The sequence below is a fragment of the Allobosea sp. genome (assembly GCF_036675845.1).
Classification (GTDB): domain Bacteria; phylum Pseudomonadota; class Alphaproteobacteria; order Rhizobiales; family Beijerinckiaceae; genus Allobosea.
The window spans coordinates 39,224-50,130 of sequence record NZ_JAKFED010000194.1 but is presented as its reverse complement, the minus strand read 5'-3'; the positions used below and the strand labels follow the sequence as shown (position 1 = coordinate 50,130).

Genomic DNA, 10,907 nt, shown 5'->3' with positions numbered 1-10,907 from the left:
GACAGGGCGTCGGCTTCCGGCAGCGAGCAGGAGACGAAATCGATGCCCGAGCCGGCGAGATCGGTGAGGGCGGTTGCGGCGCCGATGGCCGGTACCCAGGGCACGCTGCGCGGGTCGATCTCGAGCGAGCGGAGCATGCCGGCCAACGCCAGGTGCCAGCCGCCGCCCTGGCCGGCGCCGGAGGCCTTCAGCTTGCCGGGATTGGCCTTGATCGCGTCGACGAGGTCCTTCAGCGTCTTGTAGGGGGACGCGCTGTTGACGTGGATCGCCGCCGGATCGGTGTTCATGAGCGCAAGCGGGGTGTACCCCTTGTAGGTCAGGTCGGTCAGCCCGACCCAGTGCATCATGTTGATCTCGAGGGTGATGAGACCGATCGTGTAGCCGTCGGGCTTTGCCTGCGCGATCGCCTGATGTCCGACGACCCCGTTGCCGCCGGTGCGGTTGACGACGTTGACAGGCTGGCCGAAGTCCTTTTCCAGCAGAGAGGCGACGGTTCTAGATACCGCATCGGTGCCGCCGCCTGCCGCCCACGGAACGATCAATGTGATAGGGCGATCGGGAAAGGCCGCGACGGCTGGCGCAGCCAAACCCGTCACCGCCATTGCCGTTGCGGCCAGGCTTCCCAGTAAAGCTTTCCATCCCAGGTGCATCTGTCCCTCCCAAGAACTTTGTTTTGCAGTCTTGCTGCGATTTGCCGTCATCGATGCAATGTTTGGCGGCGCCGACACTGTAGCAGTCGCCTGAGCGCCTCTGCTTCACAGTGCCTTTGCCCGAGGGGAACAAATCCGGGGCTCGCCCTGCTGGCGCTGATCGGCCAGATTACTGGGCCGTTCGGGCCTGCAAGGACGATTTGCTCAATGTTCAGTTGCGATGTCGTATCATTCGGCGAGCCTCTTCAGCTCAATGAGCGCCAGACCCCGCAGCCCAGCGGCAGCGAGATCATTCTGCGCGTGCTGGCGGCGGGCGTTTGCCACACCGACCTCCACGTCTGGGAGGGTTACTACGATCTGGGCGGCGGGCGCCGGATGAACTTCGCCGATCGCGGTCTCGAGCCGCCGGTCACGCTTGGCCATGAGATCGTCGGCGAGGTGGTGGCTGTCGGCCCGGAGGCGAAGGGGGTTTCGCCCGGGGAAGTCCGTCTCATCTACCCCTGGATCGGCTGCGGGGAGTGCGCCGGCTGCGTCCGCGGCAACGAGCATCTATGTGCCTCCGCGCGCTATCTCGGGATATTCCGTCCAGGGGGCTATGCCGACCATGTGCTCGTGCCCCATCCGCGCTATCTCATCGAGATCGGTGATATCCCGCCGGCGCAGGCTGCGCCGCTCGCCTGCTCGGGTCTGACGACCTACAGCGCCCTGACGCGCGCGGGGCTCGAGACATTGCGGGAAAGCCCGATCGTGATCATCGGGGCCGGGGGGCTCGGGCTGATGAGCCTCTCGATCCTGTCGGCGCTTGGCGGCCGCGGGGCGGTGGTCGTGGATATCAGCCCGGCCAATCGCGCCGCTGCGCTGGAAGCGGGCGCGCTGGCTGCCGTCGATGCGCGGGCAGACGATGCCGCCCGGCAGGTTCTCGAGCATTGCGGCGGCGCGGTCCCGGTGGTGATCGATTTCGTCGGTGCGCCCGCTACCGTCGAACTGGGGCTCGGCCTTCTGGCGAAAGGCGGGCAACTGACGCTTGTCGGATTGTTCGGAGGGGAGTTATCGATCGCATTGCCGCTGATGCCGCTGCGCTCGACCTCGATCGTCGGCTCCTTCGTCGGCTCGCTTCCGGCTCTCAGGGACCTGGTCGCACTGGTGCGCACAGGCAAGGTTCGCCCGCTGCCGATTTCCGAATGCGCGCTGGAGGACGCCAATGATGCGTTGCTGACGCTCAAGCGGGGTGGCCAGGTCGGCCGCATCGTATTGCGGCCAAAGCACGGCGCCTGCGCCTGCGGCTAGATCGGACCGAGCCCGGCTGTCAGGCCGCCGATATTCCGACGACGGCTTCGGCGTGCAGCGCCGCGCTCGGCGCCGGAGAGAATTTCTCCGGGATCTGTCCAAGTCGTTCGACGAGGAAATCCACGAAGCAGCGAATGCGCGCCGGCATGTATTTTTGCTGGAAGAAGACGGCGAATACGCTCAGCGTATCGTTGGGGTGATAGTCGTCGAGGAGCGTGACCAGGCGCCCTTCACGGATGTCGTCGCCGATCATGAAGCTTGCAAGCCGTGCGATCCCGACGCCCGAAAGCACGAACTCGCGCAGGCTGTCGCCGTTATTGGCACAGAAGTTCCCACTCACCGGCAGCGCGAAGGAGCGCCCGTCCTTGACGAAAGGCCATTCGTTCAGGCTCGATTTGAGATTGAAGCCGAGGCAGTTATGCGATGCGAGATCGGCAGGCCGCTGCGGGATACCATGCCTTGCGAGATAGGCTGGGGACGCGACCACAATGCGACGGAAATCGAGGATCTTGCGGGCCCGCAGCGCCGAATCCTGCAATGGCCCGATCCGTACGGCGACGTCGGCGCGGCTGTCGATGAGGTCGACGACCTCGTCCGACATCGACAGATCGAGCTCTATCGCCGGGTAGCGCTGGAGAAACTCCGGCAGGATCGGCAGGAGGTGCTGCCGCGCGATCGGGACCGACGAGTTAACGCGCAGGCGCCCGTGCGGCAGGTTGCGGCGCGCGCCAAGCGTGCGCTCCAACTCGTCGATCTCGCCGACCAGCCTGAGACATTCGCGATAGTAGACCTGGCCCTCGACCGTCAGCCGGATGCTGCGCGTGGATCGATCCAGCAATTGCACGCCGAGCCGATCTTCCAGGCGGCCGACTGCCTTGCTGACGGCGGACGGCGTGAGGCTCAAGGCGCGGGCCGCACTCGAGAAGCTTCCCAGCCCTACGGCGCGAACAAAAAGCTCCATTTCCCCGGATTTGTCGGTCATGGACCATGCGATCCCTTATCCTGTGAATGGCGGTCACAAAGCCTATGCCGTTGCCGGGTCTTCAGCAATTGAGCCCCGGCGTCGATAGTCGTCGGCAATCAGAATCGTGCCGGAAGAAGGTTTGAGTCGATGAAGATTCTAGTGACGGGCGCGACAGGCTACATTGGCGGGTCGGTGGCGGCGAAACTGCTGGCGGCCGGCCACCAGATCATCGGTCTGACGCGCAGCGAGGAGGGAGCGAGCCGCCTCAGAGCGGCCGGCATCGAGCCTCTGTCGGGATCGCTGACGAGCCTACGCCTGCTCGCCGAAGCCGCGCGCGGCGTCGATGCGGTGGTCAACGCCGCCAATTCGGACGATCCGTTCGTGGTCGAAGCGATCCTGCCGGCTCTCGAAGGGACGGGAAAAGCCTTCATCCAGACGAGCGGCTCCAGCATCATCGCGGATCGTGGTGCAGGGGAGGCCAGCGACCTGGTGTTTCACGAGGATACGCCGTTCAAGCCGCTGCCCGAGCGGCAGGGGCGCCTGGCAGTCGAGCAGCTCGTGCTGTCCTATGGGCAGCGCGGCGTGCGCAGCTGCGTGGTGCGTCCGACGCTCATCTACGGCCAGGGGCTCGGCTTGCACCGCCACAGCATCCAGGTCCCGCGCATGCTCAATCTCGCCATCGCCAAGGGCAAGGCGCTGCATATCGGGCGCGGCGAGAATATCTGGTCGCATGTCCATATCGAAGACATGGCAAACCTCTATCTGCTGATGCTGGAGAAGGCCCCGCCGGGATCGCTCTTCTACGCCGAGAACGGCGAGTGCAGCATGCGCATGATCGCGGCAGCGATCAGCCGCGTGCTTGGCTATGGCGGCGGGACGGAAAGCTGGCCCATGGACGACGCGCTGAGCGAATGGGGCATTTCGGCCCAGGCCACGTTCGCCTCGAACAGCCGCGTGAACGCACACAAGGCGCGCAAGATGCTCGACTGGCAGCCGAGCGGGCCGGCCTTGATCGACGATATCGAGAACGGCTCCTACCGCGAGCTGTTGCGCGCGGAAGGCAAGCTGCCGGGCTGATCCGGGCGGATCACGATGGCTTCGGGTCGAAGAGGCCCGCAGCCATCGATAGCGATTTGGCGTGCTGTTCAGGAAGAAGCACCGTCGACGGTGACGAAACGCATCCGCACGGCACCTGCGCGCACGCTGCGGGCGTGCTTGTATTCAGGTGAATCGTACCAGGCGCGGGCAAGGTCCGGACTCGGGAATTGCAGGATGGTCAGCTTCTGAGGGTGCCAGTCACCCTCGAGGGATTGGGCCGCGCCACCCCTGACCAGATACTGGCCCTGATGCAACGCTACGGCATTCGCGCCAAGGGGCCGATATTGCTGATAGGCCGAGTTCTCGATGATTTCCTGGGTTTCTGCGATGACATAGGCCGTCATGATCGACTCCGTAGCGTTGATGGAAGGCCCGGCTGCCTGCGATGCCGTTGCCCTGTTCTACTGATGGCATCCCGGAACGTTCGCTGTGGCGTCCCTCTTCCGCAGCGGGAATTCCGCCGACAGAGCAGATTCCGGTGCGTGCTCGCGATCGGCCCACCGGGCAAAACCTAGCAGGGCCGCACTCCTCGCGGAGCGCTGCGATGGCACATGGCTTGTGAAATTAATTCGTATCGGCTCCGGGTGCCCGGGCGCTTCGCGCGGCGCCTTCGGGCAGCTTGAGCCGTGCCTTGAATGCCGGCAAACGAATGGAAAAGAACGTCGCGAGATTCGACCGTTGCGCGGGCCCTGCCGTCATGGCGAGGAGCGAAGCGACAAAGCAATCCAGGGGGCGTCGAGCGAGCCCTTTTGGATTGCTTCGCTTACGCTCGCAATGACGGGGAGCATAGGGCGCCGGTCAAAGGGGCGCGACCGCTGCTCACGACCAGTCGATACGATCGGTCCTATCGAAGATGGATATCAAAGCTTCGATCCAGAACCACATTGCCTTGCTGAAGCACCGTATAGCTGGCCTGATAAGTGCCTCGGTCCCAACCGGTTGCCGGTTTCCTGAGGCCGGAAAAGACCAGGGTTTGCGCCTGATTTCGCTCAAGCGGTTTGGCTTCATGCTTGGCGATCGCCTGACCCGAGGGGCCTTTCAGGACCAGTGATTGGACGTCGCCGGTCTTGAGGCCGATCCCGCGGACATAGGCAACGAGCGCGGGCGTATCGATGTCCGGCTGCTTTCGCTCGAATTCTCCCGCCTCCAGCGTCGCCATCGTCACGGAGGTGGCAGCAAAGCCGGCATTCAGGACCCAACGCGGCCTGTAGGCGAGCAAAGGCCGCAGCGCGGGCTGCCAGAGCATGCGACCGGCTCCGCATGAATTTGGCGACGCGCCGTAAGCGAAGGGGTCGGCAATCTCGCCGCGATGCCGGACGATGAAATGAAGATGCGGGTACTCGGTCAAGCCCGACAGGCCGATCCGCCCGATCGGCTGACGCGCCTCGACCCGGTCGCCGACGCCCACCCGCAGGCTGCCTCGGGCCATGTGGCAGTATTGCGTTTCCCAGCCATCGGCGTGCTCGATCATGATGGCATTGCCGCATTCGGAGCCCTTCACGGCCTCTCGGCCGCTGTCGCGGACGGACGTATCGGCCATGCCGTCGCGCCGCCGCAGAACCCGGCCGGCGGCCGCGGCCAGCACCTCGACCCCGACCTGCTGGGCGGCCATTGTGGGGAGGCGGAAATCCGTCCCGTTATGGCCGTCATAGGACAGGCTGCCGCACTCATAGTCCCTGGCCGAGGATGCCGGGTCGGCGTCGACATAGTTTTGAATGAAGCAGCTACGCCCCACCTCGCATGCGACCGGCATGTCGAAAAGCGGCGGCTCTTCGGCCAGGGCTCCTGTCGCGAAAACGAGAGGGATGACGGACCAGGCTGCGCGAAAGCAACGGGCCCCGACCACGAGATCAAGCCCCCTCGTGCCGGAATGGATCCAGCTTGATGGATGAATCGCGGGTATTCACTTCGTCCGGGCAAAGCTGATCCCGATACCCGTCGACGAAGGGCGACAATGTCAGAATATAGAGCAGGAAAAACTCGACCTGCCGATTGATGCCAAGCTTGAGCATGATGCGCTTGATATAGGTTCTTACTGTCGCCTCCGTCAGATCCAGCGTCTGACCGATCCTCCAGGACGGCTCACCGCGCAGGATACGGAGCACGATCCTTTCCTCGGCCCAGGGCAGGCCAAAGGCCGTCGCGATCCGCTTGGCCCCCGCCTCCGGGGCGATCTGCGGAATGATGACGAGCGACCGATCCGCATGCCGCTCGGTGGGCGCAGCACCGATCCAGGCGAAGGCAAAGGCGCGGTGGTCCGTCGACAGCGGAATGATGGTGTTCGTCCAGGCCCGCCCGGAGCGCGATGTCATCGTCTCGCGCAGCGCCTGGTGCCGCAGGTTGTTGACGAGCGAGGTCGGACCGACAAGGACGCCATGATCGAGGCGGATTGGCGTCTTCGCCGAAAGCAGTTGCCGGCCGGCATCGTTGGTTTCGAGGACGCGCAGGCGATGATCCACGGTGAAAGCCGGAAAGGCCAGCTCCTCGAGCAGCGTGTCGAAGCTCAAATCCCCGGATCGACGCTGCGTGAGACCCTGCGTCGTCGCCCAGATTGCGCTCGCCGCCCGCGAGACGCAGGCGATCTCCGTGGTCGAGAAGGTAAGCTGCCGCCAGCCGGCCGCGAAAACCAGGTCGCTCCCGTCGCCTGCAGGCAGGCGCCCTGCCAACGCATGCACGGGCTCGTCCTGCTCCCTGCCGAGCAGTTCCGTGGCGAGCGGATCGGCGGGATCGACCGCGAACAGGCTGGCGCCCTGCCATTCCGGCCTTCGTGCCAGACGCGTGATCACATCCGCCGATGGCTGCACCTTGCTGTCGAAGCCGACTCGCACGGCCTGCACCGCAAACCCGCTCGATCGGGAAAGCGTGAGGACAAAGCAGCGCTTGCATTCGAGCAGCCCGAGCATCGCCCGCCCGAAGGCTTCGAGAGCGAGAAGCGTAGCGGCCCTGCCGGGTTGCACCGGCGTGATGGAATCATCCCGCAACATCGGGTCCTCCCTCGCTCGCATTGCCCCCCGGCCGAGCTGTTCAATTCTCCTTGAAGGCTCGCTGCACACGCAGCATCAGCGGCTGCAGCAGGTATTCCGCGAAAGTCCGCTGACCGGTCTCGATGAAGATCTCGACCGGCATGCCCGGTTGAAGCGAAGCGACATAGGAGGTGAGTTCCGGCGTTTGCTGGAGATCGACCTCGGCCTTGTAGAACGCCCTGCCAGTCCTTGGTTCAATGAGCGCATCCGCCGTAACCATGGTGACCGAGCCGGTGAGCATGGGTGCGCGTCTGGAATTGAAAGCGAGAATCTGCACGCGCGCCGCCTGTCCGACGCGCACCTCGTTCCGGTCGGTCGGCCTGACTTCACCCTCTACGATCAAGCGATCCTGCGTCGGAACGATGTCGAGCAGCGTTTCGCGCGGGGGGAGTATAGCGTTCAAACTCCGCGTGTTGAGCCCGACCACTATACCTCTTTCGGGTGCCCGGATCTCACTCCGAAGGAGTATGTCGCGCGCCGCCGTGATACGATGCCTCGCGTCGGCGATCCGTTCGCGAGCGGCGTGACGCTGCTTGGCGATATCCTCGAGCCACATGTAGACGGTCTGTCGGCGCCTATCCTCCAGCTCGGCGATCTTGCCTCTCGATTGGGCCATCGACGAAGCATTCGTCGTGATCCGCGCTTCGGCGTCGGCTTCGGCCCGCTTGAGAGCGAGAGCCTTGGGCTTTCGAGCGAGGCCCTTCGCCAGGAGGAAGTCCGAATCCTTGATCTCCTCGCGGAGGAAAGTGAGCTGTCGCTCCAGGCCTTCGGAGCTGCTCTGAAGACCGCGGATCGCGTCCTCGAGCTGCAGCATCTGCTGGTCGATGAGCTTGTGCTCGCCCTGGAGCGAAGCTGCCCGTGCAGAGAATTCGGAGAGCTGGGACGCCATCGATGCCCGCGCCTCCGGGTGCGTCGTGTTGGCTTGCAGTTCCTCGGGGAACGAAATCGCGGCAGCTCCGGCCTGTTCCGCCGCCAGGCGGGCCTCCATCGCAAGATCGGCGAAGAGCTTCGCTTCGAGGACGCCGAGGCTGGCTGCGATCTGGGTCGTATCGAGCCGAGCGAGGAGCTGGCCGCGTTCGACCCGCTCGCCCTCATGGACGAAGATGGTCTTGACGATCCCGCCTTCGAGATGCTGCACCGCGCGACGCTGGGACAATACCTTCACCACCCCGGGCGCGATGACCGCGCTGGCGAGCGGCACGGTTCCGGCCCAGATGCCGAAGATGCCAAAGAGAAGCACCACGAGCGCAGCCCCCCAGCGGACGAGTGACCGCGTGTCCGCCCGCGGACGTTCCGGCGCCTCGTCGGGGCGGATGCTGATACTCCGGGTCAACGGGGCGGGCATGCCGCCATGCACCACGTTCGGCACCCATCCCGACCGAGGCTGAAGGTCGGAGCCGGGCATCAACGCCTCCCCTCTATGATGTCGGACTTGGCCGACTCATTCGCCACAGGACGCGAATGCCGCATCGGCGTGGCGCCGGCCATGGTCTGCGGGAGCACCTCGCCGGGAGGGCCGAAGGCGACCTGGACGCCGTCCCGCAGGAACAGGATCAGGTCGGCGACCGTGAAGAGCCGTGGGCGGTGCGTGACGATGACGAGCGTCATGCCGTTCGCCTTCGCTTCCCTGATCGCGGCGCACAGGGCCTCCTCGCCATCCGGGTCGAGATTGGAATTGGGTTCGTCGAGCAGGATCAGCTTGCGCTTGCCGAAAAGGGCACGGGCCAGTCCAATGCGCTGGCGCTGTCCGCCCGAAAGCTTGCTGCCATCGCGGCCGATCTCGGTCTCATAGCCGTTAGGCAGCGCCAGGATCATCCGGTGGGCGTTCGCCTGCCTGGCGGCAGCGACCACATCCTCGTCCGTCGCCGTTTCATCGAAGCCGGCGATCGCTTCCGCGACCGTGCCGCCCAGCAACTCGACATCCTGCGGCAGGTAGCCGACATAGCGCCCGAGCTGATCCGGATCCCAGTGATCGAGCGAGGCGCCGTCCAGCCGGATCGCGCCCGCCGTCGGCCTGTCGAGGGCAGCGATCATGCGCAGGAGCGTCGACTTGCCGGCCCCTGTCGGCCCGATGACGACGACGACGCTCGCCGGAGCGCAGCGAAAGCTGATGCCGGCCAGGGCTGCCCGCCTGGCGTTGGGGTTGCGGAAGGTGACGCCGCTGACATCGAGTGCGCCCAAAGGCGGCGGCAGAAGCGTTCGGCGCTGGCTCATCAGGGCGGAGGCGGCCGCATCGCGGACATGAACCCAGGCATCGCGCGCCGAGGTCAGCGTGCGCAACCCCGCGACCAGGTGCTCCATCGGCGCCAGCGTGCGGCTGATGAGGATGGCGCTCGCCATCATGCTGCCACTCAGGACCTCGTTCTGCAGCACGAGCCAGGCGCCGACCCCGATGGCCGCGACCTGAAGCACGATCCTGACCAAGCGTGCGAAGGAGGCGATCAGGGCGACTCGCTCATTCGCCTTGACCACCGGCACCAGCGTCGCGTCGTTGAGCCGGAAGAACTCGCGGATGGCGCCTTGCGTCCATCCCATCGCGCGGACGAGATTGGCGTGCCGGACGATGCCGTCGAGGGTGCGCTGCGTGCGGAGCGCCGTGCCGGACGCCTGCGCCAGTTCGGCGCGCGCGACGCGCCCGCTGACCACGGCCAGCACCACCAGGAGCAGGGAGCCGGCCAGGGCGATCAGCCCGTACCAGGGGTGGATGAGGTACAGCACGGCGATGAAGGCCGGCAGGAACGGAGCGTCGATCAGGGTCGCGGCGGTTCCGCTCGACAGGATGTTCCTGAGCTCGCGCACCCGGACCATGTCATGGGTGCCGGCCTCGCTTCGCCGCGCCGGATCGGTGATCGAAGCCTTGAGCACGAGAGGCGCGAGCAACTGCTCGAAGCCGACCGCAAAGCGGCCGAGCAGACGGCCGCGCAGAATGTCGAAGCAGGCGCTGAAGCCGAGCGCCACGACGGCAAGGGCCGTCAGCCCGACGAGCGTCTCGATGCTGCCGCTGGTGATCACCCGGTCGAAGACCTGGATCGAGTAGAATGGCAGGATCAGCAGGAGCAGATTGATCGCGACGCTGAAGACGAGGACCCACAGCAAGGCCTGCCGTCCCGGGATCGCCATGAAAAGAGTGCGACCTCTCAACAGGGCGGCATCGGCGGCGACGCTGGCGCGGAACGTTGAAGTCGTGCGGCCTGGAGACGCGTCGGACATGTGTCCTCGGACTGGCAGAAGCGTTGATGCGACTTCGCCCGAGCAGGACGCCGATGGGAAGGATCCGATTTTCGGACGAGATCATGCTCTGGCTTGATGGGGAGAGAAGGGACTCGCCCTTCAGAGCGGGCTTCGTCGCAATTCCTGCTGCAGCCATCGGCCCGCTCGTGCCGGGCCGCGCGCCAGAGGTGTCGATATCTGCGATCTTATCGTCGCCCGCGCCACCATCGCCATGATTTCGCCTCCCCTGGTTTACGCCACTCAACCCTTGTTGATTGCTACAGACACCGACACGCCGAGTGCTGCAGCCTCGCTGCCGGCCGGATTTCGGCCGGGACACGGACAGGCGAGGCTAGGCAAGGTTACCTTCCGGCATAATCCCCATTTGGTGACAGAAACGGTTTGCTGCGATCGGCGCACAGGCCCTCGCAATGTAGGGACCTGCTCTCAGGCAGTCAGATGCGTCGGCGTGGGCGGAGCGTAGCACACAGCCCTCGCGAAGACCTTCTCGAACGGGCTGCCGCAGGTTTCGAAGAGTATAAATTTGCAGCGATCTAAAGGTAAATCAAAGGATTCTGCGAAATTGTGTCAGAATAGCGTCAATGTCCTCGGTCTTTTGTCTCCAAATGGGGATTGCGCCACCCCCCTGCCTCTCCGTAGCGTCCGCTGCCTTCG

Annotated in this window: 9 protein-coding genes; 2 read left to right on the top strand and 7 right to left on the bottom strand. The window is 65.1% G+C overall.

The window, feature by feature from the left end; all coding sequences use genetic code 11:
* The coding region (locus tag V6M56_RS20735) for a Bug family tripartite tricarboxylate transporter substrate binding protein (RefSeq protein ID WP_332686554.1) at positions 1-650 on the bottom strand (650 nt) is incomplete at its 3' end.
* A 207-nt stretch (positions 651-857) separates the two neighbouring features.
* On the opposite strand from V6M56_RS20735, the gene V6M56_RS20730 reads away from it, so the two are divergent.
* Positions 858-1,937, top strand: coding sequence for an alcohol dehydrogenase (locus V6M56_RS20730; RefSeq protein ID WP_332686552.1), 1,080 nt, complete (start codon positions 858-860; stop codon positions 1,935-1,937).
* 19 nt (positions 1,938-1,956) lie between these two features.
* On the opposite strand, the gene V6M56_RS20725 is transcribed toward V6M56_RS20730, so the two are convergent.
* On the bottom strand, positions 1,957-2,919 hold the full coding sequence (locus V6M56_RS20725; RefSeq protein WP_332686550.1) for a LysR family transcriptional regulator: 963 nt from the start codon (positions 2,917-2,919) through the stop codon (positions 1,957-1,959).
* Positions 2,920-3,048: 129 nt separating this feature from the next.
* Here V6M56_RS20725 and V6M56_RS20720 point away from each other — a divergent pair, with 129 nt between their 5' ends.
* Positions 3,049-3,978 carry an NAD-dependent epimerase/dehydratase family protein gene (locus V6M56_RS20720; protein WP_332686548.1) on the top strand — a complete coding sequence of 310 codons (930 nt, stop codon included), beginning with the start codon at positions 3,049-3,051 and terminating at the stop codon, positions 3,976-3,978.
* A gap of 68 nt (positions 3,979-4,046) precedes the next feature.
* Here V6M56_RS20720 and V6M56_RS20715 read toward each other — a convergent pair whose 3' ends face one another.
* From V6M56_RS20715 to V6M56_RS20695, 5 genes are all read right to left on the bottom strand, one after another.
* Positions 4,047-4,343: a DUF1330 domain-containing protein gene (locus V6M56_RS20715; RefSeq protein WP_332686545.1), complete on the bottom strand. Its 297-nt coding sequence runs from the start codon at positions 4,341-4,343 to the stop codon at positions 4,047-4,049.
* 500 nt (positions 4,344-4,843) lie between these two features.
* The gene (locus tag V6M56_RS20710; protein ID WP_332686543.1) at positions 4,844-5,845 is read right to left on the bottom strand and encodes a M23 family metallopeptidase; all 1,002 of its coding nucleotides are present in this window, start codon (positions 5,843-5,845) and stop codon (positions 4,844-4,846) included.
* Positions 5,846-5,849: 4 nt separating this feature from the next.
* Positions 5,850-6,983, bottom strand: a complete 1,134-nt coding sequence (locus V6M56_RS20705) for a helix-turn-helix transcriptional regulator (protein ID WP_332686542.1) — start codon at positions 6,981-6,983, stop codon at positions 5,850-5,852.
* A gap of 40 nt (positions 6,984-7,023) precedes the next feature.
* A complete protein-coding gene (locus V6M56_RS20700) occupies positions 7,024-8,427 on the bottom strand; it encodes an HlyD family type I secretion periplasmic adaptor subunit (RefSeq protein WP_332686541.1) in 1,404 nt (467 codons plus the stop codon).
* Positions 8,427-10,118 (bottom strand): type I secretion system permease/ATPase, encoded by a 1,692-nt coding sequence (locus V6M56_RS20695; RefSeq protein WP_332686540.1) that lies wholly within the window; start codon positions 10,116-10,118, stop codon positions 8,427-8,429. The genes V6M56_RS20700 and V6M56_RS20695 overlap by 1 nt, the downstream gene beginning before the upstream one ends.
* Positions 10,119-10,907: the final 789 nt, after the last annotated feature.

Coding starts and splice junctions, on each gene's coding strand:
- V6M56_RS20730 (WP_332686552.1), top strand. CDS start 858: ATGTTCAGTTGCGATGTCGTATCATTCGGCGAGCCTCTTCAGCTCAAT.
- V6M56_RS20725 (WP_332686550.1), bottom strand. CDS start 2,919: ATGACCGACAAATCCGGGGAAATGGAGCTTTTTGTTCGCGCCGTAGGG.
- V6M56_RS20720 (WP_332686548.1), top strand. CDS start 3,049: ATGAAGATTCTAGTGACGGGCGCGACAGGCTACATTGGCGGGTCGGTG.
- V6M56_RS20715 (WP_332686545.1), bottom strand. CDS start 4,343: ATGACGGCCTATGTCATCGCAGAAACCCAGGAAATCATCGAGAACTCG.
- V6M56_RS20705 (WP_332686542.1), bottom strand. CDS start 6,983: ATGTTGCGGGATGATTCCATCACGCCGGTGCAACCCGGCAGGGCCGCT.
- V6M56_RS20700 (WP_332686541.1), bottom strand. CDS start 8,427: ATGCCCGGCTCCGACCTTCAGCCTCGGTCGGGATGGGTGCCGAACGTG.